This is a genomic window from Pseudochelatococcus sp. B33, from assembly GCF_053570585.1.
This window is the reverse complement of sequence record NZ_JBSEFH010000002.1, coordinates 173458-198112: the sequence shown is the minus strand read 5'-3', so window position 1 is coordinate 198112 and position 24655 is coordinate 173458. Positions and strand designations below refer to the sequence as shown.

General features: G+C 66.3%; 19 protein-coding genes and 3 tRNA genes. 11 read left to right on the top strand and 11 right to left on the bottom strand.

Annotation, left to right across the window (positions count from 1 at the left end; genetic code table 11):
* The first annotated feature begins 69 nt into the window (after positions 1 to 69).
* Positions 70 to 1233 carry a type III secretion system export apparatus subunit SctU gene (sctU, locus tag ACUSIJ_RS02750; protein WP_449306828.1) on the top strand — a complete coding sequence of 388 codons (1164 nt, stop codon included), beginning with the start codon at positions 70 to 72 and terminating at the stop codon, positions 1231 to 1233.
* Here sctU and ACUSIJ_RS02745 read toward each other — a convergent pair.
* On the bottom strand, positions 1214 to 4240 hold the full coding sequence (locus ACUSIJ_RS02745; RefSeq protein ID WP_449306827.1) for an FHA domain-containing protein: 3027 nt from the start codon (positions 4238 to 4240) through the stop codon (positions 1214 to 1216). The two genes, sctU and ACUSIJ_RS02745, sit on opposite strands and share 20 nt — an antisense overlap.
* Positions 4241 to 4677: 437 nt before the next feature.
* On the opposite strand from ACUSIJ_RS02745, the gene ACUSIJ_RS02740 reads away from it, so the two are divergent.
* The 6 genes from ACUSIJ_RS02740 to ACUSIJ_RS02715 all read left to right on the top strand — a co-directional run bounded on the left by ACUSIJ_RS02740 (position 4678) and on the right by ACUSIJ_RS02715 (position 8655).
* Complete coding sequence (locus ACUSIJ_RS02740) at positions 4678 to 5496, top strand: Crp/Fnr family transcriptional regulator (RefSeq protein WP_449306826.1); 819 nt, start codon at positions 4678 to 4680, stop codon at positions 5494 to 5496.
* Entirely contained in the window at positions 5496 to 5786 is a 291-nt protein-coding gene (locus tag ACUSIJ_RS02735; RefSeq protein WP_449306825.1) for a hypothetical protein, read from the top strand. Before ACUSIJ_RS02740 ends, ACUSIJ_RS02735 begins: the two co-directional genes overlap by 1 nt.
* 18 nt (positions 5787 to 5804) lie before the next feature.
* Positions 5805 to 6131: an EscF/YscF/HrpA family type III secretion system needle major subunit gene (locus tag ACUSIJ_RS02730; protein WP_449306824.1), complete on the top strand. Its 327-nt coding sequence runs from the start codon at positions 5805 to 5807 to the stop codon at positions 6129 to 6131.
* 605 nt (positions 6132 to 6736) lie between these two features.
* Positions 6737 to 7999, top strand: coding sequence for a hypothetical protein (locus ACUSIJ_RS02725; RefSeq protein WP_449306823.1), 1263 nt, complete (start codon positions 6737 to 6739; stop codon positions 7997 to 7999).
* Between the two features lie 4 nt (positions 8000 to 8003).
* A complete protein-coding gene (locus ACUSIJ_RS02720) occupies positions 8004 to 8213 on the top strand; it encodes a hypothetical protein (protein ID WP_449306822.1) in 210 nt (69 codons plus the stop codon).
* Between the two features lie 58 nt (positions 8214 to 8271).
* Positions 8272 to 8655 (top strand): CesT family type III secretion system chaperone, encoded by a 384-nt coding sequence (locus ACUSIJ_RS02715; RefSeq protein ID WP_449306821.1) that lies wholly within the window; start codon positions 8272 to 8274, stop codon positions 8653 to 8655.
* A 27-nt stretch (positions 8656 to 8682) separates the two neighbouring features.
* Here the strand turns inward: ACUSIJ_RS02715 and ACUSIJ_RS02710 are convergent, their stop codons facing one another.
* From ACUSIJ_RS02710 to ACUSIJ_RS02665, 10 genes are all read right to left on the bottom strand, one after another.
* A complete protein-coding gene (locus tag ACUSIJ_RS02710) occupies positions 8683 to 9279 on the bottom strand; it encodes a hypothetical protein (protein WP_449306820.1) in 597 nt (198 codons plus the stop codon).
* A 124-nt stretch (positions 9280 to 9403) separates the two neighbouring features.
* Complete coding sequence (locus ACUSIJ_RS02705; RefSeq protein ID WP_449306819.1) at positions 9404 to 9700, bottom strand: hypothetical protein; 297 nt, start codon at positions 9698 to 9700, stop codon at positions 9404 to 9406.
* A gap of 225 nt (positions 9701 to 9925) precedes the next feature.
* Positions 9926 to 10003, bottom strand: a tRNA-Pro gene (locus tag ACUSIJ_RS02700).
* A 115-nt stretch (positions 10004 to 10118) separates the two neighbouring features.
* A complete protein-coding gene (locus ACUSIJ_RS02695; protein WP_449306818.1) occupies positions 10119 to 10619 on the bottom strand; it encodes a hypothetical protein in 501 nt (166 codons plus the stop codon).
* Positions 10616 to 10927, bottom strand: coding sequence for a hypothetical protein (locus ACUSIJ_RS02690; RefSeq protein WP_449306817.1), 312 nt, complete (start codon positions 10925 to 10927; stop codon positions 10616 to 10618). The genes ACUSIJ_RS02695 and ACUSIJ_RS02690 overlap by 4 nt, the downstream gene beginning before the upstream one ends.
* Positions 10928 to 11004: 77 nt before the next feature.
* Positions 11005 to 11721: a ribbon-helix-helix domain-containing protein gene (locus ACUSIJ_RS02685; RefSeq protein ID WP_449306816.1), complete on the bottom strand. Its 717-nt coding sequence runs from the start codon at positions 11719 to 11721 to the stop codon at positions 11005 to 11007.
* Between the two features lie 319 nt (positions 11722 to 12040).
* The gene (locus tag ACUSIJ_RS02680; RefSeq protein WP_449306815.1) at positions 12041 to 15850 is read right to left on the bottom strand and encodes a hypothetical protein; all 3810 of its coding nucleotides are present in this window, start codon (positions 15848 to 15850) and stop codon (positions 12041 to 12043) included.
* 1030 nt (positions 15851 to 16880) lie between these two features.
* A tRNA-Ala gene (locus tag ACUSIJ_RS02675) sits at positions 16881 to 16956 on the bottom strand.
* Between the two features lie 172 nt (positions 16957 to 17128).
* Positions 17129 to 17204: transfer RNA gene (locus tag ACUSIJ_RS02670), tRNA-Ala, on the bottom strand.
* A gap of 196 nt (positions 17205 to 17400) precedes the next feature.
* Positions 17401 to 17784, bottom strand: coding sequence for a TIGR02300 family protein (locus ACUSIJ_RS02665; RefSeq protein ID WP_449306814.1), 384 nt, complete (start codon positions 17782 to 17784; stop codon positions 17401 to 17403).
* A gap of 575 nt (positions 17785 to 18359) precedes the next feature.
* On the opposite strand from ACUSIJ_RS02665, the gene rimP reads away from it, so the two are divergent.
* From rimP to infB, 4 genes are read left to right on the top strand one after another with little or no spacing between them, the layout of a single operon-like run.
* Positions 18360 to 19139 carry a ribosome maturation factor RimP gene (rimP, locus tag ACUSIJ_RS02660; protein ID WP_449306813.1) on the top strand — a complete coding sequence of 260 codons (780 nt, stop codon included), beginning with the start codon at positions 18360 to 18362 and terminating at the stop codon, positions 19137 to 19139.
* Complete coding sequence (gene nusA / locus ACUSIJ_RS02655; RefSeq protein WP_449306811.1) at positions 19136 to 20746, top strand: transcription termination factor NusA; 1611 nt, start codon at positions 19136 to 19138, stop codon at positions 20744 to 20746. The genes rimP and nusA overlap by 4 nt, the downstream gene beginning before the upstream one ends.
* 39 nt (positions 20747 to 20785) lie before the next feature.
* Positions 20786 to 21568 carry an RNA-binding protein gene (locus ACUSIJ_RS02650; RefSeq protein ID WP_449306810.1) on the top strand — a complete coding sequence of 261 codons (783 nt, stop codon included), beginning with the start codon at positions 20786 to 20788 and terminating at the stop codon, positions 21566 to 21568.
* A gap of 26 nt (positions 21569 to 21594) precedes the next feature.
* Positions 21595 to 24639, top strand: coding sequence for a translation initiation factor IF-2 (gene infB, locus ACUSIJ_RS02645; RefSeq protein WP_449306809.1), 3045 nt, complete (start codon positions 21595 to 21597; stop codon positions 24637 to 24639).
* Positions 24640 to 24655: the final 16 nt, after the last annotated feature.

The window sequence follows — 24655 nt, the reverse complement described above, 5'->3', positions numbered from 1 at the left end:
ATTGAACGCAAGTTGCAGAAAACCATAGAAACGAGAGCGGGTTGCAGCCCGGTCTGGCGGTGAGGCAGCATGAGCGGACAATCATCCGGCGAAAAGACCGAACAGCCCACACCCAAGAAGCGCCGGGACGCCCGCAAGAAGGGCCAGGTGGCGAAGAGCACCGAGGTGGTGACGACGATCTCGCTGTTCTCGGTCATCGCCCTGCTGTGGGCGACGTGGGACGGCCTGCTGGAGACGCTGATATCGCTGTTCGACGCCGTGGCCATCCTTGCCGTCGGCGATTTCCGGGTCACCGGCGGCCAGGCGGTCGACCTAGTCTCGCGCGAGGTGGCGATGACCATGCTGCCGGTCATCGGCACGGTGCTGCTGTCCGGCATCGCCGCCAACTACTTCCAGATCGGCTCGCTGATGTCGGCGGAATCCATCAAGCCGAAGCTGGAGAAGATCAGCCCCGGGGCGGGGTTCAAGCGCATCTTCTCGATGAAGCAGCTCGTCGAGACGCTGAAGTCGATCGTCAAGATCGCCATCCTGTCGGTGCTGCTCTACTTCGTGGTGCGCAACGCCATCGGCGCGTACATCTCCGCCGTCTCCTGCGGCCTGCCGTGCCTGATGTCGGTGACGTCGCACTTCATGTTCCAGACCTTCGTCTATTCGGCCCTCACCTTCCTCGTCGTGGCGGTCGCCGACTTCGCCTACCAGCGCCGGGCGCATACCAAGAGCCTGATGATGACCAAGGACGAGGTGAAGCGCGAGTACAAGGAAAGCGAGGGCGACCCGCACATCAAGGGCAAGCGCCGGCAGCTGGCGCAGGAGCTCGCCATGGGCGGCGGCGGCCAGGCGGCCCGCAAGGGCACGGCCGTGGTCGTCAACCCGACCCACTTCGCCGTCGTCATCCTCTACGTGCCGGACAAGACGCCGCTTCCCGTCGTCACGGCCAAGGGCCGCAACCTCTATGCGCACTATCTGCGCACCGAAGCGGAATCGGCGGGCGTGCCGATCTTCCGCAACGTCCCGCTGGCACGCCAGCTCTTCGCCGATGTCGATGTCGACGGCTACGTGCCGGACGAGCTGTTCGACGCGGTGGCGGAGGTGCTGTCGTGGGTGGAACGCAACCACGACAAGCTCTACAACGGGCCGCTACAACACGGCGTGCTCGACATGGAGGCCGGCGACCACCGCGCCGACGTCGCCGCGCGGGCCGGCGTCGCCGGCGTCAGTCCAGCAGCCAGTTGAGTTCCGGCCCGTAGATCAGCCCGGCGGGGCCGTCCGCGGTTTCGAGCATGGCACCCAGTTCGCCGACGACGAGAAGCCGGCTGGCGCTGTTGGGATACGACCCTTCCCCGATCTTCACGCCCGCGCGGGTCTGAACGAAGCGCCGCCCGCCGGCGGTGCTCGCTCCCGCCACGTCGAGAGAGAACGGCGGGACGTCGCGCAGCACGAAGCGGATGAAGGCGGGATTGCGCCGGGTCTCGCGCAGATAGACCGATTGCTCCGCGATGTCGGCCCCCGGATAGGCGCCGGCGATGCAGCGGGCGACGCGGCGGGGGCTGAGCGCCACTTCCATCAGCATGGCCTGGTTCGCGGCGTCGAACCGCGTCAGCGACAGGGCGTCGCCGACGCTGAGGATGTCGAGCCAGAACAGCGCCGTCACCACATCCTGCGGCCTCAGGAGCGATGCCGGCCAGCAGGTCTGCGCCGGGTCGCCGTAGGTCCCCGAGGCGGGCAGGTAGCGGTCGTGCATCTGCTGGCGGGCGAGCCGGGAGGGCTCGCCCGAGGCCGAGATGCCGCCCTCGCGGCTCAGGCGCTCCAGCGCGCCCATCAGCAGGCTGGCGTTGGCCCCCTGCTGCAGACGCCCGTCCCGCCATTGTTCGAGCAGCAGGCGGGTGCCGTCGGCGAGCGACGCCTCGTTGCCGGCGCTGGCCGGTGCGGCCGGCCCCGCCGTATCGGTCGCTCCCGACGCGCCGATCCGCGTGTTCGCGGGCGGCGGCGCGCTCAGCCCGGCGACGCCGGAGGGCGCGGCAATGCCCGTAAGCGCAAGCGTCGCCGGAGCGGCGCGCGCGGCGAGGCCGGACGGATCGGTGTCGAGCACCGGCACGCCGCCGGACGGCTGTCCCGCACCGGGGTCTGCGCCCCCATCCGGCGCGGTCCAGGTGATTTCAGCGGGCGCGGGCCCGGCCGCCCCAGCCGCCGAATCGGCCTGTGTCTGCAAGGCGATCAGGCCGGATGGGACACCGGCGTCCGCCGCCGCTGCGTTGACCGCAGGAGGCGCAGCGCTGCCCGCACCGGCCGGCAACAGGCCTGCCTCCCCGGCGCCGGCCAGCGCGCCCGCGCCGGCAGCCGAGGCGGCAGACGCCGGCACAGGAGACAGCGTGATGACGGCGGACGCCGCCGTGGCCGGGGATGCGGCGGCGCGTTCGTCGTCGATGCCGCCGAACGGCAGCGCCCCCGGACCGCCGCGCAGAAACGCGGGCAGGCCGCCGCCGACCGGCAACAGGCCGGCCTCCCGCCCGCCGGCGAGCACACCCGCGCCGGCAGGCGCGTCGACAGGACCTTCCGGCGCGCGCGACAGCGCGATGGCGCCCGGCACGGCGGCGGCGGAACGAAGGACCGGCGGCCGGTCCACCGCCCTGGACGGCGCATCCGGGCCGGCCTCTGCGGAAGACGGCGAGCCGCTGCTTGCCGGCTGCGCGCTGGCGTCACCCGCCGGCGCGGGCAGCAGCGTCAGGGGAAACCAGCTTCCCGCAGCCGACTTGCCGCTTGCCGGGACACTTGTCAGCACACCTGCCGGCCCATTTGCGGGCGCCCATGGCGGCCCGCCAACAGGTCCGCCCGCAGATGAACCGGCCGGCCCGTCCGCAGGCGTGCCCGCCTGCATGCTTTCCGAAGCGCCTGCGGGCGCGGCCGCCAAAGCGGTCCCCCGAACGGGCGTGTCCGCCTGGCCGCCCACGAGCAGCTCGCTCGGGGTCACCTCGCCGCCCTGCAGGCGGGAGACGTCGATCTCGACATCACCGGCGTTGACGTCCCGGGCGCCGATCGTGATCGCTCCGATGGTGGGGCTGGCGTCGCTCGCCTGGACGTTGATGCCCTGCAGCTGCACGAACGACCGCAGGCCGATTTCGCGCGCGAAGCGGCGGGCGTAGATCTGCAGGAAATCCGCCCAGGAATCCACCTCCTCGGCCGGCAGCGCGCCCGTCGCCTCGATCAGTCCGTTGTCGAGCCGGAACAGCACCCACGGCTTGAGCTGGGACGCCTGCGCCAGCTGCTCCACCTCCGCGAGCAGGCTCGACGGCGTCCTGAGGCTGGAGTGAACCTCCGACACCCCCGGCACCTCCTTCACGAGCGCCGTGAACCTGCCGGCCTGCGCGTCGTCGGGAATGAGCCCGCGCAGCGTGACCGCGCCCGTGCCCGATATCTCGACGGTGACGTTGCGCGCCTGCGCCTCGATGAGCCCGGCGATCTCCTCATGCATGGATTGCAGCACCCACACCCGCAGGTTGACGGGAACCCCGGTAGCCCCGATCGCCCCGGCAACGGCGCGCCGCTCGGCCTGCGTCTCGACATGGCCGGTGGCATAGATGGCGCCGTCGACCTCCTGCCGCAGCGCGATGTCGCGGGCGAAGGGCAGCTCCTCCAGCGCGGCGCGCACCTCGGCAAAATCCGCCGGTCCCGAGGGGCCCTCGCCCCCGGTGGGCGCGCCGCCCGGCGCCAGATACCACAGGGCTGCGCCCGCCACGAGCGCCAGCGCGGCGACGGGCGGGGCGAGCCTTGCGAGCCGCTGCCCGCTCCATCCGGCGCGCGCCAGCCGGCCGATGACGGCGGCCAGCCCGCCCGCGGGCGGCTCCGGCGGCGCTGCGGGGATGTCCGCCACCGATGTCCAAGCGGCCGAGGCCGGGGCGATCGCGAACCGGGTGGTGCCGGCCATCACAACGTCCAGCGGCTCGACCTCCTGCCAGTCGCTGCCGGGTTCGAGCACCAGCCCGTTGCCGCTGTGCACCTGCCCGGCGGCGGCGCGGATCTGGTTCGCCCCCGGCGTGATGCGCAGTTCCAGATGGCGCGCGGCCAGGCTGACGTCGATGATCCGGATATCGTCGTCATCGCCCGAGCCGAGCGTGTACCGGCCGGCCGAGAGCGCCACCTCGACGCCGGACTGCACGCCACTCAGAATCTTGAGGATAGCGCTTTCGGCCGGGGCCGACAGCGTCAGATCGGGATCGGCATCCGACAAGCTGGCGTCCGACATGACAGTGTCCCGCAAATCCCTCTCGAAACGGCGGGCGGACGGCCCTCCGCACCGGCGGCGCTGCCGCGCGGCAGGCCGCCGCCTCCCATGCCGCAGGCTACCCGCATTTCGGGCGCCGCGCCAATGTTTGCGGCCACTTTTCAGATAAAAAGAAATATTCGTCCTTTTTAGTGACAAATACGTCCAAGTATGGCAATATCGCGGCACGGTGGGGCATGTGACAGCGCTTTCCACAGGCATCGTGGGGGCGTCCGGCGCATGGCGATCCGGAACAGGGATGGCTCACGGGCCGGGACACAGGCCGGCGACCAGTCGATGGAGATCGTGTTGCAGCGTATGCGTGGCGTCAGCGGCGATAATCCGGGCACCCGTCGCTTCCGGGCGACAGCGGTGCGGGTCTCCGGCGCCGGCGGGGGATGGCGACGGGCGGGCGCGTCATGAACAGGATCGTCAGCCATCCGCGCCTGTCGATACCGCTGGCGGCCGTCACGTCGCAGGCGATGCCGGGCCATGAGACGATCACGCCCACGATCGCGCCCGCTTTCGGCGTGTCCGGCGGCACCGGATTGTCGACCGTCGCGGCGGAGTTCCACCATCTCGGCGCGGAGGCCGGGCAGGCGCTGGTCGCCGCCTTCGTGACGCGCACCTTCGCGCCGCACGACCTGATCTACCTGCAGGACGACGACGCCGACTATCTGTATTTCATCCGCTCGGGGCATGTGCGGCTTTCCTACCTGATGGAGGACGGCTCGGCGGTTCTGTGCGGCATCCTGCCGCCGGGCGAGAGTTTCGGCGAGCTCGGCGTGTTCGAGGGCAGCACCCATTGCGACATGGCCACCGCCATCGGCGGCGTCGTGGTGTCGGCGGTGTCGGTGCAGCAGTTCCGCCACCTGCGCGACCGCTACCCGCAGATCGGCACGGCAGTGGCCCGCGTGGTGGCGCGCCGCTACCGCAGCTATGTCGAGCTGACGCGCATGCTGAGCCTGAAGACCCTCGCCGCGCGCCTCGCCCAGGCGCTGCTGCGGCTGGCCGACGGGCTCGGCACGCGGGCGCGTGTCGGCGACAGGCTTTATCCCAGCGTCGGCGCGGTGGTGACGCAGACCGATCTCGGCCTGATGGCGCGCGGCGCGCGCAGTAACGTCAACCGCGCGCTGAAGGCGTGGGAACGCGAGCGGTGGATCGCCATGCAGGATCGCTCGATCGTCATCCTCAACCGCCAGCGGCTCGAAGCCCTGGCCCTGCAGGAGGAGTTCTGATGAACGCCTTGACGGAGCTGTTCGCGGCCAGACCCGCCGCCGGGCCGCCGGCCGACGGGGCCGGCGGCACGCCGGACCCCGCCCCGGCCGCCCCCGCCCCGGACCGGGATGCCCTCGGCAGGGCGGCGTCGGCGGACGTTCGGACCCACGAGCTGAAACTGCTGAGCGAGGCGGAAGAACTGATCGGCCGGGCCATGGCGGACGGCATCGGCCCGGCCGCCTACGAAAACTACCTCCTCATGCGGGACGCGCTTTCCGCATGCAAGTCCATCGTCAGACGTATCTCTTAGTAAAGAAGGAGATTTGATATGCCAGCAACATCAGGCGCTACCGCTAGCGATGCCGTATTCGGCGATAGCGGACTCACCGCCACCGCCATCGGGGTGGACACGACCGCCTACGATCACCGCGACGGTTTCGATCTCATCTGGAGACAGAAATATCTGCAAACGCAGATGGGAGACATCGAAGAGCAGATCGCCGCGATCGAGGCGAACGCCAACCTCTCGGATACCGAGCGCATGTTCGCGATGCAGATGGCAATGAACACCTGGTCGGCCATCTCCAACCTGCGCACCAACATGATCAAGAACGTCTCGGATACGCTCAAGGCGGTCGTGCGTAACGTCGCCTGAGCGGCCGCGTATCGTCTCCGCCCGCGCCGTCAAGGCGCGGGAAACGCCCGCCGGCCCCCACCGCCGGCGGGCGTCGGACAATGCCGCATGCCGTCCCGGCATGATAGTCGGAGCCTGCTGCGCCGCCACCAGCGGCGTCTTCCTTCGGCCGCATTCAGCCGGACCACAGCCGCTGTCCGCAACCGCGGGCCACGGAGAGAGACCGCCGAGTGGGTCAAGCCCCGGCGCACCATCGGGCCGGGTACAGTCGGCCGCTCCCCTCCGTTGCATCGCGCCACATTTTGCGCCACAATTTGTCCGTTAGTCGCCCAAATGATGGCCGCACTGTGACATACGTCACACTTGCCCCCGCTGGCCTGTGCCATCGTGAAAACCGTGGTGGAACAGCCTGGGTTTTCCGAAGCGGCCTTGTCATCGCCCCTTCCGAAAACCCGGCATTCCCCGCACCGGCCGTTCCTCCGGACAGGGAGCCGAAGGGCCGGCGACAGTCGGAAGTCTCATTGTCCGATGGACGTTGTTGTCCAATAGCGCGCTCTTCCCAGGCCTTGCGCCATAGACACCCCATCCATCGACTTGAGATGATTTGAACCGGGGCGCGGTGTGTCATGAGCGACCAGCTGGCAATTCAGGGGCAGCCGACGAACTTCAACACCTTTGCGGCCGTCGGCATGGAGACCCGCACCGAGGCCCAGATCCAGGTCAATGGCCACTATCTGGGCCAGCCGGTCCAGTCGTCTCCGGCGTCCAACGCCTCGCAGGATCTGGCGGATGCACTGGAAGCCGGCGCCGCGGTCCTGATGCGCGCCGCCTTGGGCAGGTTGCAAACCGGCCGTCCCGGCAATATGCAGAGGGTGAACGCGCGCACGGCCACCAGCGAGAGCAGCGATAACGGCAGTCCCTCGGCGGACGAGGAGCCGAACATCGCCGTCAAGCGTGTCTTGGCTTTCCTTGAGCTGACCCGTGAAATGGGCGGCGGTGGTGGGGGCACGGGCGGCGAGACGGGACAGCAGCGGCAGGAGACGGTCGCGCGCATCCGAGCGTCGTCGGAAGCCGAGGCCGCGGAGCTGATGAAAGCCCTGCAGAACATTCAGCGGACCATCCGCACGGATACCCTGTCCGACACCAGGCTACTGGAAGAGGTCATTCGCGACGCGCAAGTAGCCATTCATGACGCGCTGGGCAAATTCAGCGCCGACCCCGTGCGGCAGTTGCTGGTGCTGGAGGCGATCCGCACCATCGCCGGCTCCTATTCGGGCGCCTTCGGCGAGGCGCTGAACCGGGTCCAGCAGGAGTTCACCACCGGCATCAGCGGCCGGCAGATGCAGGAGGCCATCCGCGACGCCTATGTCATGGTGCGCCTGCAGGAAGCCAACCAGCTCTGGTACTCCCCCCACCCAGCCGACAAGCGCGAGGCCATGAGCCATCAGCTGCGCAATGTCGATACGGCAGCTAAGGCGGAAAATCTCAAACGCCTGCTGAAACGGCTGGAATCCGATCCAGGCACGGAGCCGGATGCGGGCGCGCTCAGGGACGTTTTCGCAAGCCAGATGCAGACCACCGGCGACGAATTGCGGATCACCGAAGGCCTGACCGTGGACAGCAACCACCTCGGCAGCGTGCTGACGGAAATCGGCATGCTCAAGCAGCTCAATTCCCTCTTCGACGCATCGGAGGAGCTGATCCGCAACAGCAAGCTGCCGGAAAGCGGCGACTTCAACGTCGTCAAGGTGATGTCGTTCATTCTGGGTTTCATGGCGGAGCCCGCCCCGGACACGGGCGCGGGCATCGACACCCTCAACGACTTCGCTCATGCCAGCTTCGCGGATGCCGCTTCCCCGGCCCGGACGTCGATAGCCGCGGCGGCCTGATGCCATGAAACGGCCGGATGCAACCAACATCGACAAGCTGCTCCTGCTGTCGACCAATTTCGACACGCTGCACCGCTCCCTGCCCGATACGCTGTTTCCGGGCAAGACTCCCGAGGAGCAGAAGCAGGCGCGGGAAAAGCAGCTCGACGTCATCACCGCATGGCGGGAGAGCCTTGTCATCGAGGAAGACCGGATACTTGGCGAGGAGCCGTAACACCACCGCCCCGGCTGCGGGGGGCCGTCATCGCCGGGACATGCCGCCGAGGAATGCCATGGCCGTATCGTTCACCAACGCCAGCCTGCATGCGATCGAGAGTTTTGCCGAACGCGCCGGGATCGTGGCCATACCGGCGCGCGACGGCACGTTCAGCTTCACTTTCGAACGGTCGGGCACGCTGTCGTTCGTGCCCACCGATGACAGCGAGCAACTGATCATCTTCATGAAGCGCACGCCGCGCTACCCGGATCCCGACCGCGAGCTGAAGGCGCTGAAGCTCGCCGGCGACGACAGATCCACCCGCCGCACGCTCCACGCCGGCGTCACGGCGGAAGGGGCCATCGTGCTGTCCTTCGTGCTCGACAACAGCGACATCGACGTGCCGACGGTCCTCGCCTGCATCGACCGGCTGATCAGCGCGCAGGACGAGCTGGGCTGACCCCCCGCCCTGCGCTACTTGCGGGCGCTACTTGCCGGGATCGTAATCCGTGCCGAACTGCGCCCGGTAGGCCTCCGCCAGCATCTTGCGCAGTTCCCAGGCGTGCGGGCCTGCTGGCTGGGCGATGTCGTCGATGCGCCACCCGTCCGCCTCCCGCTTCAGGCTGAGCACCAGCGCGGTCCGCGCGCCGCCCTGGCGCAGGGACACGGAGGCCTGCGCCCGGTCGCCGACGATGGCCGGCTTGCCGATGACGAGATTGGTGACGGGCGCCTCGCCGTGCCCCTCGGTGACGGGATCGAAATCGATCGGGCCGACGAGGCCGGCCTTGTCGAAATCGCTCTCCATGCCGGTCCAGATCCGTGTGAGGTCGGCGCTGAAATACCGCGCCCTGAGGTCGGGCGTGAACGCAACGCCCTGCCAGTTCCTGCGCTTCTCATAGAGGCCGTAGACGGCACGCAGGAACGAGCCCGCATCATCCGCCGCGCCCGCGCCGACGGCCACAAGCGGCGTGAGCACCGCGCCCGCCGCCATCACGACGCCCCGCCGCGACAGGCCCCGCACGCTGCCGATCCGCCGCGTCGCGTCCCCGAAACCCGTCGTCCCGCCCTTGTCAATCCCGCGCATGTCCGCCCCCCGTACCATCGATATCGGAGGCGAGGCCGGTATCCCGACGCCTCGCCCGCCGCATCATCCCCGCGCAACATTGCGCGAGGATGGAGCCGCCACGGTGGCGGGGCGAACCGATGCCTCAGCGCCTGTATCCGGAGCGCTGCCTGTAATAGACCCGAGGCTGCCCATAGGCCGGGCGCCCACGGTAGACACGGCGTTGCTGATAGCCGGGCCGGGGACGGTAGTAGTTTCGCTGATAGCGATAGCGCGGGGCCGGGACAACCCGGGGCGCGGTATAGACATAGCGACCGCTGTACACCCCGCCGTAACCGCCGTAGTAGACCGGGCCGGGACCATAGCCGGACGAGACGCATCCGGCAAGCAGCAGGCCCGCGACGATGACGGCGGCGCTGCTGAGACGACGCGCAATGCTCATGGCAGGTTCCTCATTCCCCCCTGTCCAGTGAATGAACGACTCTTCTATGGCGATATAGGGGCGAGGTCCGCCGGATGCGATCTGCCGGCAAGCCGATGCGACGGCGACAATCCCCAGAGGAAGGGGGCAGGACAAGGCATGCTTGTGGGGGCAGACGCGACGTATCGTTCCTTCGCCGGACAGCGGCTGGAGTGGCGGAAGCCATCTGAAGCCGAAGGCGAAGGGTGGTCGGAGCGGCGGGATTTGAACCCACGACCCCTAGTCCCCCAGACTAGTGCGCTAACCGGGCTGCGCTACGCTCCGCGACCAACGGGAATCACCGCCCGCGAGGGGCGGCTGACTTGTGGTGTGTAGGGAAATCCGTGGTCGGATGCAAGGGGAAAGGTGGCGGCTGGCAGATTTATGCCGGCAAGCCCCGTCATCGCAAGTTCCCGTCATCGATCGAGCCTGTGTCGACGTCGGCTGCCCAGACGCTCGCCCCCGGGTGCCGTCCCCTCATGCGAAGCCCCCGGATCGGCAGCCGGGGGGCATGAAGCACATCGCTTGGGGCAAGCCCCCACTCCACAGGCCCGCGGCCGCTCGTCAGCGTCGGCGGCGTCCACGACGTGAGGTCAAACGTCAGGCGCCGGGGAGAGCACCCGCCGCAGGCGTATAATCGCCGGAATCCACGGTAACGGTCTGGCTCGTCTGCCACTTCCCGGAATGCTCCACCTCCGCCGGGACGGAGCGGGCTGCCATCCTGGTTGGCCCAATCCGGCATGTCCTCGTCGAGGAACAGCGGCGAGCCCACCACCTGGATATCCGGCCGCTCGTCGTGGTTGAATGCGATCTCCAGATGGGCGTTGCTGGAAGCCCCATCGGAGTCGGTGAGCATATAGACAAAGCTCACGATGATGCCATCGGGAGGCGTGACCGTCACCTCGTTTCGCCGGTGATGGCGTCGAGCGTCAGCGTCCAGTACGTGCCCGTGATGACGAATTTTCCGTCAGTTGCCCCATGAGGCGTATTATTGAACTGGATGCTGGTGACCGTTGCGTCATCGGCATCTTTCTCGTCCTTGCCGGCCTCGCCGGGGCTGCCTGCGATGACGTTGCCCATGGTCCCGTCCTGATCGGACGTGAGGTAATCGAAATCGTCGTTGGTGAAAGGAATGTCGTCAGCGATCTGCACGCCGATGTTGCCGCCAACCGATACCTTGCTTGAACTAGTAGTAATGGTGAATTTCACCTGTATATTGAGCAGGTTCTCGCCTGAATTGAGGGAGGCGGGTAATCAACCGCCTGATGCAGCTCAACTTATATTATTCAGTGTCTATTTCGCCTGTGAAGAATATAAGCCTGCACGACGACCTCCGCCTCCTGCTTTACAACCATCAGGCGAGCGGTCACACGCCGCTCGTTCGTGCCGATACAAATGACGATGGATTCTTCCTGTATGGCGTCGATCCCCGCTTCCGACGGCAATGCCGATACAGGACGATCGAGAACGAGCCTCGCATCCTCCGGCCGCGCCCGCGCCACCCCCGTCCCGGCCGTCGCGGCGAGGTAGCGCCTGAACTCGGTGTTGCAGCGAACGATCCGCAGGCTCCTGTCGAAGGCGAAGGCGGGCACCGGGGCTGCCTGCAGCAGCTTGAGCAACTGATCTGCCGCTTGGGCGCGGCTGGCCTGCTCCAGGGCCGCCAGCAGGCGGCTGACAATGACACATCGCAACGCGCTCGTGGCATTGATCCCCATCTGCCGGGCCAGCGACAGCACGTCCACGGCCAGTGACCGGCCCGTGGTGGCGCCCCCCTGTCTGCCGACGATGTGGAGCGCATGCCAGAACGCCGCTTCCAGACGGATGCCCGCGCGCCCCCCGTTGGTAACGAACGTCTTGAACTCGGGGCGGCTCAACGCCAGCAGGCGCTCCATGTCCTCGCCGGCAACGCCATCCTTCGAATGGCGTTCGTTCGGGGGCTCGTTATCCGCGTCGACGCCGGTCGCATAAAGAATGTCCGCGCCTCGCCGCGGTAGCTTTTCCATCGATTTCAGGTCTCGCCGCCAATATCCATGCCGGCAATATAGTGACCACCTGCCAGATTCCCCTGAGACAGATCAAGGTTCCAGCCCGAGGGACCAAAAACGGGAAACGATTCAAATAAAAATCTCGTGAGCGGAAGCGCCGTCGATCATGGAACCATTCGATCGATCAGAGTTCGTTCAAAAGAAAGAAGCGAGCTCTCGCCGATGAAGCCAGCGGCCAGTCAAAAACAAAAAACCCGGTCAAAAACAAAAAGAAGCCCCGGCGCGTACGCCGGGGCCCCCTGAAAGAAAGGGATTTCTTGTGAACTCACACAGCCGATCAGGCCGTGAAGATCAGGTCGTTCTGCCAGTTGATCCAGCTCGACTGGCCGACCAGCTCCGCAACCTCGTGGATTTCGAAGTTGTAGGTCTGCTTGTCAAGGACTTCGCTACCCTGCAGCGTCGTCACCTTCGCCAGGCTGATGTGCAGGTTGCCGTTCGTGTCGTGCCACGCGATGGTCAGCGCGTCGCCGATCTCGAACTGCGACTGGTAGTTAGCGTTGGGGACATTGCCGAACTGGCTGTTCCAGTTGGTGGAGATCTCCAGATCGCCGTTAGCCTGGATGGCGGTGAGCACATCCGTGTAGTCCTGGAAGTTACCCTGGCGATCGAGCGCGACGATGGTCGCACCGAAGTTGCTCACGTTCGTCGCCGAGTTGATCGTGATGTACTCGGCCGCACGATACTCATTGAACGGCGCATTGAGGTCCAGATCGCTGGTCCAGACGAGGTTCGCACCCGCCTTGGCCTCGACGTCGCTGATGTCGATGATCAGCTTGTCCTGGCCGGTGGTGAAGTCGTTGATAAGGTTCGGAGCAGAAACGTTACCAGCCGCCCGGACAGCGTTGTTCAGGAAGATGAAGTCCTGACCCGTGCCAGCCCAGATCTCGTTCGTGCCGATGAGACCCGTGACGATGTAGTTCGTGCCCGAACGAGCGTAGATCTCGTTGTGGCCGCCGCCGCCGTAGGCGAAGTCGTTGCCGCCGCGGAGGTCGATGATATCATCTTCCAGACCGCCGATGACCCAGTCACCCGTGGCCTTGCTGAGATCGATCGTGTAGGCGACGTCATCCACGCCACCGTGATCGCGCCACACTGCAACGCTGTTGGCGAAACCAGCGTTGTTGATCTTGTAGACGTTGTCCTGGCCGGAGTTGTTGCCAACGTCGACATCGGACGGGTTGCCGAAGTAGTTGTACGACAGCTCGCCGACCCAACCCTTCTTGCCGTGATCAACGCCGTTGGTGCCGTAGAAGGTCACGCCATCCGTGTCGTTCGAGAAGTCGACGTGCACGGCGTCGTTGGTCAGCCCACGGAAGTCGAGCGTGGCGATGGACTGGGCAGCGAAATCCCAGTACTTGCCAGCCAGGAAACCGTGCTGCGACCCCTCAACGAGCGTACCCGAACCCGAGGCGACAACCTTGCCATGGCTGGAGCCATCGGCCACAGCGTTGGAGAGCAGCCAGGTGTCGACACCGACATTCGCGCCGTTGCCGATCTTGATCTGCGTGTTGGAGACGTCACCGGCGGCGAGGTTCCACAGGTTGACCGTGGAGTTCGCTTCGGCCGTCAGGTTGATGTTGTTGATCGTCGCGCCGTTGGAGACGTTCGGGCTGCTCAGATTGGCCAGCGCGTTGATGAAGTTGATGTTGGCAACCGACGCGTTCTTCGCGGTGAGGTTCACCTCACGCAGGTCGAGCGCGGCGTTGAACGGCGACGGGTTGTCGTGGCCGACCGGGTTGTAGAAGCCGCCGAAGATGCCGCTGAAGCCGATGTTGTTCAGGATGATATCACCCGTCGGGCCGAAGGCTTCGAGCGTCAGGTTCTGCAGGCTGGTGGTGTTGCGGATATCGCGCAGGATGATGTTACCGGTGGACGCGGTCGAGAGGTGGATGTCCGTCACCGCATTGGTGCCGCCGATATCGGCATAGGGCAGCAGGAAGTAGCCGCTCTTGCCATAATACTGGACCGGAGAGTCGTAGGAGCTCTGCAGGCTGACAGGGGCGAAGTCGCTGTTCGGGCTGCCTTCCACGAGAACGCTGTCGTACTGGTACGAGAAGTTCTGCTGCAGCAGGACGAGATCGCCGTTGCCTTCGTTCTTGACGGTAAGCTTCTGCAGGGCAGGAGTCTGGTTGAGCGACAGGTTGATGTCGAACTGCCAGGCGTCATCGGTGATGTCGGGGCTGCGATCGGTGAAGATCGTGCCGTAGTCACCGTTGTGCGTGAAGGTCAGCTCGTGCAGGTTCTTGAAGCCGAGCGAGCCGGCGTCGTCGCTGACATAAGCGTTCAGCGTCTTGAACTGAGGCCCGTTCACATACGACGGATGCCAGCTGCCGTCGTCCTTGTCGGCAGTGTTGGTCCAGTTCAGAGCCAGCGTGTTATGGGTCTGCTGGTTCCGGTAGTAGATGTTGTGGTAGCTGTTGGCCTGCGGGCCGTTCACGTCGATCGTCTTGACGTCGTTGGCGAGGTTCAGCAGACGGAACGGGTTGGAGCTCTCCTGAACCACAACCTTCTTCGTGCCCTCGATCTTCGCGAAGTCGAGCGAGCGGTTCGAATTGAACGCAATGTCGATGGTCTCGAAGCTCGTGATCGTCGGAATAGGCGTACCTTCGAAAGTCTTCGCACCCTCGCCGCCGAAGCGCACGTACAGCGTGTCGTTGCCGGCGCCGCCGTCGAACACGTCCTTGGAATGCAGCTCATTGCCGACGTAGAACTTGTCGTTGCCGCTGCCAAGCTTCGCATTGAGCGCGCTGCGATTGTCCTCGGTAGCCCGCAGGATCAGGTTGGAAACCGCCTTGGAGGCATCGAGCGTCTTCAGCGTGCCGTCAAGCGCGCCGACGATCTCGAACGTGCCGCCCTCGTAACCACCCTTGATGTTCAGGGTCGTCGTGCCGAAACCTTCGAGATCCGCGACCTTCGAGTCGAAGCCCTTCGTGTCGTTGATCGTCAGGTTGATGGTCTCGACCGGTGCGTTCTGCTGATCGTCAGTCTGCACCTTGATCTTGCCGTAGAACTCCTTCACGCCGATGTTGGACTCGATAGGGGAAGAGCCCGCATGGGAGTCGTAGTCCAGCGTGACCAGCGTGCTGGGGTTGTTGGAGTTGTCGGTGAGGTTGAACTGGGTCTTGCCGCTCTGGATGTCCTCGATGAGGAAGTGATTGGCGATCTTGTCAACGTTGATGGTGCCGATATCGGTCCAGTTCTTCACAACCAGCGTCGTTTCGGCGCTACCATTGTGATTGATGTTGACAACATCGATGCCCTTCACAATGGCAGAAGTCGTGATGTTCTTGCCGTTGAGCGACAGATCAAAGACGTTGTTGTTGCCAACCTTGCCTTCGATGTGGTCGTTGTGGGTGTAGGTGTTGCCCTTGTTCTCGAGCGAGGACGAATCGCCGACGACGCGGTCGTTCTTGCCGAGGTTGCTGAACGGAGGCTGGTTGTCCGCCAGTTCGGTCAGATTGTAGGTGCTGCCGGAGGGATCCGGAACGAACGACCACAGGCTCTGCGAACCGTCATACTCGTTGCCGTCGGCGACGCTCAGCAGGAAGGCGTCGATCGCGGCGTTCGAGTTTGCCCTGTACTCGGGCGAGTCGGCGATACGGGCGATGATCTCGTAGAGCGAGAAGCCCTCGGTGCCGCCGGAGCTGATGTAGTCGAGGTACTGCTGCTGCCAGTACGCGGAACCCGCCGGATCGGGATCGCGCTGAAGGATCTGCTCGTACACCTTCGCGATGATGTCGACCGCCTGCAGGCCGTCGAACGTGGTGAGCCACTCACCGCCCGGCAGACCTTCCCACTCCTCGAGGAGATGGACCAGCGGCGTGCCGAGACCGGAATTGTACTGGTTGACCCAGTAGGTCAGGCCGTCAGTCAAATTCGGATCGGTGACGAAGGTTTCGGGAACGCGATCGAAAACCGCGCCGTAGAGGCGAATGATCGGGTCGACACGCACGTTCGCGAGGTCAAGGAGAATGTTGTCGAAAGCCGCTTCGGTCAGATTAGTAAACGCCCCGGCCTGCTCAACCGTCAGGTCCTGGCGGAGCACGTTCTTATAGCGCTCCTGGATGTAGGGTATAGATAGAGCCATGGTGGATCCTTTCTCTTTCATCTCCATAAGGCGCAGCAGCGAGACGGAAAGCCCCCTCGCACCTTAGCCATTTGCTATACCCCGAGTCATACAGCCACGCAACGCCCCGATACCCGGCGTCGGCTGCGTTTTTAAGGAAACAGCTCATCGAAGACGACAAATCATATTCGTGTTGCGCTTTTGCACCACCATAAATTGCGGCTAAACAACTAGTTATCACGCATTAACCATATTTGGACTTGATATACCGATTGCGTTCGCGGCTTACTTTTGAGCTTTTATTATAAGCTTCAGTAGTGTATGGATTAGGTGGCTATACTGTCGCGAGTAGCTCGCTAGACATTCGGTTAATTTTTTAACGATAACCTGTCCTGATGAGACAGCTCTGTATCGTGAGTTATCTATCCATTTTATATGTTTATATATCGGAGACGCCCTCCTTGCCTCCATATGCCTCGGTTTCGCGGCCGGAACACGATGGGGACATGCGCCCGATTCATGAAACGCCCGAAACCGGGCAGCGCGGGCGAGACACACCATATAATATACTCAGACATATCGGGCGCGGACGGGGAGCGGACGGAAAGAGGCGCCGGAGACAGCGGGCGCACGGAATACGCATCGCAGATGGCAACGCCACCCGCCCCGGGGCAGCTCAATGCCCCCACCCGCAGCATGACCGGCTAATTATACCGCTAAACCAGTATAGCGCTGTAAGTGCCTGCCGACATCCGGACATTTCCTGAACAGCCGGCGATTTCAAAACAGGCGCAGACCGCCTTTCCGGCCGGAGAAGGACGGGAGAGGATCACCGGGCCGGCCGTCAGCGAACGGATGGAAAACGGAACAACCGCAGGGGGAAAGATTCAACCGCAACGTGTTCGGAAAAGAATTCAGGCGGCAGCGGGCGGGCTGGAAGCGGACTCTTCGCGCCGCTCCTCCTGCGCCAGGGCTTCGGAGGACGCTCGTGGCTCTGACGACATCGTGCGGCTTACTGGCGTAAGCCATCCGAAGCTCGAAGAGCGGAGGATGGTGGAGCCAGGCGGAATCGAACCGCCGACCTCTTGAATGCCATTCAAGCGCTCTCCCAACTGAGCTATGACCCCAGAACGCAACAACCGGTCGCCTGCGGCCCGCCGGTGGCCGCAATGCCCGCCGTCGCTCGGCAGGCGGTAGAATGCCAGTCCTCCTGCGCCAGGGCTTCGGAGGACGCTCGTGGCTCCGACGGCTTCGTGCGGCTTACCGGCGTAAGCCATCCGAAGCTCGAAGAGCGGAGGATGGTGGAGCCAGGCGGAATCGAACCGCCGACCTCTTGAATGCCATTCAAGCGCTCTCCCAACTGAGCTATGACCCCATCAAACCGAACGCGGCATCGGCAGGCGCCGCGTGTATCCCGTCATCATCCGGAACGGACGGGAAAGGATCCGAAAGCGCCTTGGGAAGCGCCCCGCGATCACCGTTCCAACAGATTCGGCAGCGTCTTCTATAGCGCCACGCCGCAGGCGGTCAAGTCTCCTGAGAGGCCCTCCCACCGAATTCGGACGAACCCGTCAGTTCTCGTCGTCCGTATCGATATCCCCGTCGATCAGGCCGGAGACATCGTCGTTCTCCTCGTCGTCGTCGGCGAGGAAGGCCGCCCCGTCATCGTCGTCGTCGGGAATGTCCTCGCCGAGGTCGATATCGTCATCGTCATCGGCCTTCGTCGCAACGCTTTCCTGATCGGCCACGTCGTCGAGCGACACGATGTCGGCGACATCCGAATCCAGCGCCCCTTCCTCGTCATCCACATCCGACGCAGCGGCCACGGGACGCCCCGCACTCACCTGAAAGGGCGTGCCGCACTTCGGGCAGAGAATCGGATCCCTGTTGAGATCGTAAAACTTGGCGCCGCAGCCCTGGCACAGGCGCTTGGTTCCGAGTTCCGGTTTCGCCACGGTCAAATGTACTCCGATTACCTGAGAAGCGATCCCGTTAATCGCCTTCATGGCGCATGTCAACGCCTATCGTGACGAAAACCGCGCCGCGCCGCCGCTTGTCCCCCACCCGGCTTCCCGCCGGGCGAGCGGCCCCCGGACGAATGCCGATTCAACGCTTGCATAGGCGGCCATATGGCGTTATGGTGCGCCATCCCATCACAAGGTTCAATCGGGCTGTTGCGATGAGTGGTCCCCTGCGGGGCCGCTCTTTTTTGCATTGCCGGAACCCGACAGGATACGGAGCCGTTCGGGCCGGGAGCGCCGGCGGCGTGCTCCGCGCCCGGACGGGCCCGTGCATCAAACCAAGGAACGGATACCGTTTTTGGGATCAATGTGATGCGAAAACGAATGGATGAGCGAGGCGGCCTTTCGAGGACTGCCGTCCCGCTCGCAGATTGCATGCGTCCTTGACGGCGCCGCGCCTCAGGCATGATGCGCGAAACGCGTCGCAGCATCAGGAATGCTGCATCGATTTGTCCGCAGGCCGGTTCCGGCTTCAGGACGCATATGGTGCAGGAAAACGGCAAGAGCATATGGAACCGACAGCCGACGATCCCCATCTGGAAGGCTCCCCGCTGCGGGAGCCGCGCATCGTGACCGAAACGGGCGTGGCGGCGCGCGTGGCGACGATCGTCGAGCCCGTGCTGCTCGATCTCGGTTACCGGCTGGTGCGTGTCAAGGTCACCGCCCAGAACGGCTGCACCGTGCAGATCATGGCCGAGCGGCCGAACGGTGCCATGACCGTCGACGATTGCGAGGCGGTCAGCAACGCCGTCTCGCCGGTGCTCGACCTCGAGGATCCGATCACGGGCACGTATAATCTGGAGATATCGTCGCCCGGGATCGACCGGCCGCTGGTGCGCGCCGGCGACTTCGCCCGCTGGGCCGGGTTCGAGGCGCGCATCGAACTCACGCTGCCGCTCGACGGGCGCAAGCGCTTTCGCGGCATCCTGCGCGGCATCGAGGCGGAGACGGCGCTGATCGAGCTGGCAGACGTGGCGGAAGGCGCCGATCCCGTCGTGGCGCTGCCGCTGAGCAGCATCGGCGAGGCGCGGCTGATCCTGACCGATGCACTGGTGACCGAGGCCCTTCGGGCCGCCAAGGCGGCCGCCCGGGAGACGGGCGACGACGAACCGCGGCCCGACGCGGACAACGACAACGCGCCGGACGACCCCGGCCCGCATGACGGCAGCCCCGCCGGCGGCCGCAAAAGCAAGGCGGGACTGGGCATGGCAGGACCGGGCAAGGCCGGCGCCGGCAAAGGTGGAAAACCCCATTCTGGGAAGAAGTCCAACGGAAGGAGCGACGGATGACCGTCAGTGCCAACAGGCTCGAACTGCTGCAGATCGCGGACGCGGTAGCGCGCGAGAAGGTGATCGATCGCGCCATCGTGCTGGCCGCCATGGAAGATGCCATCGCCAAGGCCGCGCGCTCGCGCTACGGGGCCGAGACGGACATTCACGCCGAGATCGACCCGCGCACCGGCGAGCTGCGCCTGTCGCGCCACCTGCTCGTGGTCGAGGACCGCGACCTCGAAAATCCCGCGACGCAGATCAGCCTCATCGAGGCGCGCCGTCACAACCCGGCGGCGCAGATCGGCGATTCGATCTCCGACACGCTGCCCCCCTTCGACTTCGGCCGCATCGCTGCCCAGTCGGCCAAGCAGGTCATCGTGCAGAAGGTGCGCGAGGCCGAGCGCGACCGCCAGTACGAGGAGTACAAGGATCGCATCGGCGAGGTCATCAACGGCGTTGTCAAGCGCGTGGAATACGGCAACGTCATCGTCGACATGGGCCGGGCCGAGGCTATCGTGCGCCGCGACGAGCTCATCCCGCGCGAGACCTTCCGTCCCGGCGACCGCATCCGCGCCTATATCTACGATGTGCGCCGCGAGACGCGCGGGCCGCAGATCTTCCTGTCGCGCACGCACCCGCAGTTCATGGCCAAGCTCTTCGCCCAGGAGGTGCCGGAGATCTACGACAATGTCGTGGAGATCAAGGCCGTGGCCCGCGATCCGGGCTCGCGCGCCAAGATCGCGGTGATCTCGCGCGATTCGTCCATCGACCCCGTCGGCGCCTGCGTCGGCATGCGCGGCTCGCGCGTGCAGGCGGTGGTGCAGGAGCTGCAGGGCGAGAAGGTCGACATCATCCCGTGGTCGCAGGATTCGGCCACCTTCATCGTCAATGCGCTGCAGCCCGCCGAGGTGGTCAAGGTGGTGCTGGACGAGGACAGCGAGCGAATCGAGGTCGTGGTGCCGGACGAGCAGCTCTCGCTCGCCATCGGCCGGCGCGGCCAGAACGTGCGCCTCGCCTCGCAGCTCACCGGCTGGGACATCGACATCCTCACCGAGCACGAGGAATCGGAGCGCCGCCAGAAGGAATTCGCCGAACGCACCGCGACCTTCATGGAAGCGCTCGACGTCGACGAGGTCGTGGGCCAGCTTCTCGCGTCGGAAGGCTTCCGCTCCGTCGAGGAAATCGCCTTCGTCGAGCTCAGCGAGCTCACCTCGATCCAGGGCTTCGACGAGGAGACCGCGACCGAGATCCAGTCGCGCGCCCAGAGTTACCTCGCCCGCATCGAAGCGGAGCAGGACGCGCGCCGCAAGGAGCTCGGCGTCGAGGACGAGCTGCGTTCCATCGACGGCGTGACCACGGCGCTTCTGGTCGCTTTCGGCGAGAACGACATCCGCACCATCGAGGATCTCGCCGGCTGCGCCACCGATGACCTCGCCGGCTGGACCGAGCGCAAGGGCCAGGAGACCACCCGCCACAAGGGCATTCTCGACGGCTTCGAGATCTCCCGTCAGGAGGCCGAGCACATGATCGTGGCGGCGCGCCTCGCGGCGGGCTGGATCGAGCCGGAGCCCGAACCCGAGGCAGAGGCGGAGGATGCCGAGGCCGCGCCGGCCGGCCAAGAATAACTGGCCAAGAATAACCGGCCAGGAATTAAGGAGAATGACTTGTCGCGCCCCGCAAGCGATCAAGCACCGAAGACGGACCCCGGCCGCGAGGACAGCCGTACTTGCGCGCTGAGCCGCCGGGCGATGCCGAAGGAGGCGATGATTCGCTTCGTCGCGGGGCCTGACAATACGCTGGTGCCGGACATCCGCGCCCGGCTGCCGGGCCGGGGCGTGTGGATCGAGGCGACGCGCGACGCCGTCTCGCAGGCCGCGCGCGGCAAGACTTTCTCGCGGGGGCTGAAGACCGGCGTCAAGGTGCCCGCCTCGCTCGCCGACGACGTCGACGCGCTGCTGTTCCGCGACGCGCTGCAGGCGCTGGCGCTCGCCAACAAGGCGGGGGCTGTCGTCACCGGCTTCGGCAAGGTCGAGGAGTTGCTGGCGCGCCAGGACGAGAAGGCGAGGAGCAGCAAGGCGAAGGTTGCCGCGCTCGTGCATGCGCGGGAAGCGGCGCAGGACGGCCGGCGCAAGCTGGCGCAGGCGCTGCATCGCGGCCGGCAAACGTTGCAGCCGGGCCACATTCCGCCGCCGGATACGGTTCCGATCGTTGATTGTTTTGGCGGTGAAGATTTGGATTTGGCTTTGGGCCGCACACATGTGATACATGCAGCTCTTGTCGCCGGCACGGGAAGCGACGGTTTTATGACGCGCTGGCGCAGGCTGGCCCGTTATCGCATGACGGAATTTTCAACGCCTTCCACGGAGGTTGTCGCGGCAATGGCTCTCCCGACAGAGGGGCCATCGGGCGGCACCATCGGCGGCAAGGCGATCTTGGGACGAGAATGAACGCGAAGGCGCAGGACATCGACGTAATGAGTGATACAAAGAACCCGAACGACAAGACGCTGAGCGTGACGCCCACGAAGACGCTGACGCTAAAGCGGCCTGTCGAGCAGGGTGTCGTGCGCCAAAGTTTCTCGCACGGCCGCAGCAAGGCCGTGGTGGTGGAGAAGGTCAAGCGCAGGGTGATCGCCCCCGCCGCCGCGGAAGCGAAGGAAGCCGCGCCCGCGCCGGCTCCGGCAGCCCCCGCCCGGGCCGAAGAGCAGAGGACGCCGGCCGCCGCCGAGACCAGGGCCGCCACCGAGGCCAGGGCCACCGAGAGCAGGGCCGCCGAAGCCAGGACGACCGAGACCGGGGCGCCCAAGGCGGGCGAAGCCACGGGCGAACGCGCCGCGGCGCCGGCCGCGCCTCCCGCCAGGGCTGCGACAGCGGAGGCCGCCGCGCCTGCGCGCTCCGGCGCAGCAGCGGAAACGCCGCGCCATGCGCCCGCCCGGGACACCGCCGCCGATGCGCCCGCCGCGAGCCAGCCGCGGCAGAGCCCGCGCACGCCCCCCGCACCGCCGCCCGCCCCAGTCCGCACGCCGCCCGCACCCCAGGGACGTCCGATCCCCGGTCAGGGTGGCCGCCCCGGCGCGGGTGGACGCCCCGGCAACCGGCCGGGCGGGCAGCGCGGCGGATCGGGCGTGGTGCTGCGCACCCTCACCGACGACGAGCGCGACGCGCGCCTGCAGGCTCTGGCCGAGGCGAAGCGGCGCGAGGAAGAGGAGCGCCGCCGCGCCGTCGAGGAAGCGAAACTGCGCGCCGAGCGCGAGGCGCGTGAAAAGGTCGAGCGCGAGGCCGCCGAGGCGCGCAAGCGCGAGGAGGAGGAGCGCCGTCGCCAGGAGGACGAGATCAAGCGTCGCTCCGAGGAGGAGGCGCGTCGCCGTCTGGGTGCGTCCGGCGAGAGCACGGCCCCCGCCACCCGCCCCGAGCGGCCGCCAGCACGGCCCGCCGCCGCGGCTGCTCCGGCAGCGGCTGACACAGCCGCGCCCCGCCGGCCGGCGGGAACGCCGGCGCCGGCCGCCGCACGCACCCGCACCGAAGCCGATGACGAAGGCCCGCGTCCGGTTCGCCGTCCGGGCGTCCGCCCCGCCCTGCCGCCCGCGCCCAAACCCGCCAAGGGAGCCGCCGACGAACGCCGTCGCGGTCGCCTCACCGTGTCCGCCGCCACGTCCGGCGCCGACGAGGAGCGCACGCATTCCGTCGCGGCCTACCGCCGCCGGCAGCAGCGCATGCGCGGCCAGCAGATCGTGGAGCCGAAGGAAAAGATCAGCCGCGAGGTGACGGTCCCCGAGACGATCACCATCCAGGAGCTCGCCCTGCGCATGGCCGAGCGCGGCGTCGACGTGATTCGCCTGCTGATGAAGCAGGGCCAGATGCACAAGATCACCGACGTGATCGACGCCGACACCGCCCAGCTCATCGCCGAGGAACTCGGCCACACGGTCAAGCGCGTGGCCGAGGCCGACGTCGAGGAGGGCCTGTTCGACACCGCCGACGACAATCCGGCCGATCTGGTGGCGCGTCCGCCGGTGGTCACGATCATGGGCCACGTCGACCACGGCAAGACGTCGCTGCTCGATGCGATCCGCAACGCCAACGTCGTGTCCGGCGAGGCGGGCGGCATCACGCAGCACATCGGCGCCTACCAGGTGACGTCGCCGCTCGGCGGCAAGATCACCTTCATCGACACGCCCGGCCACGCCGCGTTCACGGCGATGCGCGCGCGCGGCGCCAAGGTCACGGACATCGTCGTGCTCGTGGTGGCGGCCGATGACGGCGTCATGCCGCAGACCATCGAGGCCATCAACCACGCCGCGGCGGCGCAGGTGCCGCTGATCGTGGCGATCAACAAGATCGACAAGCCCGACGCCAACCCGCAACGGGTGCGCACCGAGCTGCTGCAGCACGGCGTCATGGTCGAATCGATGGGCGGCGAAGCGCTGGAGTTCGAGGTCTCGGCCAAGGTCGGCACCAATCTCGACAAGCTGCTCGAAGGTCTGCAGCTCCAGGCCGAGATCCTGGAGCTGAAGGCGAACCCCGAACATTCGGCCGAGGGCACGGTCATCGAGGCCAAGCTCGACCGCGGCCGCGGTCCGGTCGCCACGGTGCTGGTACAGCGCGGCACGCTCAGGGTCGGCGACATCGTGGTCGCGGGCTCGGAATGGGGCCGCGTGCGGGCGCTCATCGCCGACACCGGCGCGCAGATCCGCGAGGCGGGGCCTTCGGTTCCCGCCGAGGTGCTCGGCTTCAACGGCACGCCGGAGGCGGGCGACCGCGTCGCGGTGGTCGAATCGGAAGCACGCGCGCGCGAGATCACCGGCTACCGCATCCGCCAGAAGCGCGACCTCGCCGCCGTGCGCGGCGCCGGCGCGGCGCGCTCGCTCGCGGACATGATGCGCGACCTCAGGGAAGGCGCCGGCCGCAAGGAGTTCGCGCTCGTCGTCAAGGCGGACGTGCAGGGCTCGTCCGAGGCCATCGTCGGCATGCTGGAGAAGGCCGGCAACGAGGAGGTCGCGGCGCGGATCATCCATGCGGGTGTCGGCGGCATCACCGAATCGGACATCACGCTGGCGGAGGCGTCGGGGGCGGTGGTGATCGGCTTCAACGTGCGCGCCAACAAGGAAGCCCGCGAGGCGGCCGAACGGGCGGGCATCGAGATTCGCTACTACAACATCATCTACAACCTCGTCGATGATGTGAAGGCGGCCATGTCGGGCCTTCTCGCGCCGACGCTGCGCGAGCACATGCTCGGCAACGCCGAGATCCGCGAGATCTTCAGCGTGTCGAAGGTAGGCAAGGTGGCGGGCTGCCTCGTCACCGACGGCGTGGTGCAGAAGGGGGCGAACGTGCGCCTCATCCGCGACAACGTCGTCATCCACGAGGGCAAGCTGTCGCAGCTCAAGCGCTTCAAGGACGACGCCAGGGAAGTCGTGGCGGGCCAGGAGTGCGGCATGTCGTTCGAGAGCTATCAGGACATGCGCGTCGGCGACATCATCGAGTGCTACACCGTCGAGGAGATTCGCCGCTCGCTGTGACGGCGGGCGCGGGCAA

Coding starts and splice junctions, on each gene's coding strand:
- sctU (WP_449306828.1), top strand. CDS start 70: ATGAGCGGACAATCATCCGGCGAAAAGACCGAACAGCCCACACCCAAG.
- ACUSIJ_RS02745 (WP_449306827.1), bottom strand. CDS start 4,240: ATGTCGGACGCCAGCTTGTCGGATGCCGATCCCGATCTGACGCTGTCG.
- ACUSIJ_RS02740 (WP_449306826.1), top strand. CDS start 4,678: ATGAACAGGATCGTCAGCCATCCGCGCCTGTCGATACCGCTGGCGGCC.
- ACUSIJ_RS02735 (WP_449306825.1), top strand. CDS start 5,496: ATGAACGCCTTGACGGAGCTGTTCGCGGCCAGACCCGCCGCCGGGCCG.
- ACUSIJ_RS02730 (WP_449306824.1), top strand. CDS start 5,805: ATGCCAGCAACATCAGGCGCTACCGCTAGCGATGCCGTATTCGGCGAT.
- ACUSIJ_RS02725 (WP_449306823.1), top strand. CDS start 6,737: ATGAGCGACCAGCTGGCAATTCAGGGGCAGCCGACGAACTTCAACACC.
- ACUSIJ_RS02720 (WP_449306822.1), top strand. CDS start 8,004: ATGAAACGGCCGGATGCAACCAACATCGACAAGCTGCTCCTGCTGTCG.
- ACUSIJ_RS02715 (WP_449306821.1), top strand. CDS start 8,272: ATGGCCGTATCGTTCACCAACGCCAGCCTGCATGCGATCGAGAGTTTT.
- ACUSIJ_RS02710 (WP_449306820.1), bottom strand. CDS start 9,279: ATGCGCGGGATTGACAAGGGCGGGACGACGGGTTTCGGGGACGCGACG.
- ACUSIJ_RS02705 (WP_449306819.1), bottom strand. CDS start 9,700: ATGAGCATTGCGCGTCGTCTCAGCAGCGCCGCCGTCATCGTCGCGGGC.
- ACUSIJ_RS02685 (WP_449306816.1), bottom strand. CDS start 11,721: ATGGAAAAGCTACCGCGGCGAGGCGCGGACATTCTTTATGCGACCGGC.
- ACUSIJ_RS02680 (WP_449306815.1), bottom strand. CDS start 15,850: ATGGCTCTATCTATACCCTACATCCAGGAGCGCTATAAGAACGTGCTC.
- rimP (WP_449306813.1), top strand. CDS start 18,360: ATGGAACCGACAGCCGACGATCCCCATCTGGAAGGCTCCCCGCTGCGG.
- nusA (WP_449306811.1), top strand. CDS start 19,136: ATGACCGTCAGTGCCAACAGGCTCGAACTGCTGCAGATCGCGGACGCG.
- infB (WP_449306809.1), top strand. CDS start 21,595: ATGAGTGATACAAAGAACCCGAACGACAAGACGCTGAGCGTGACGCCC.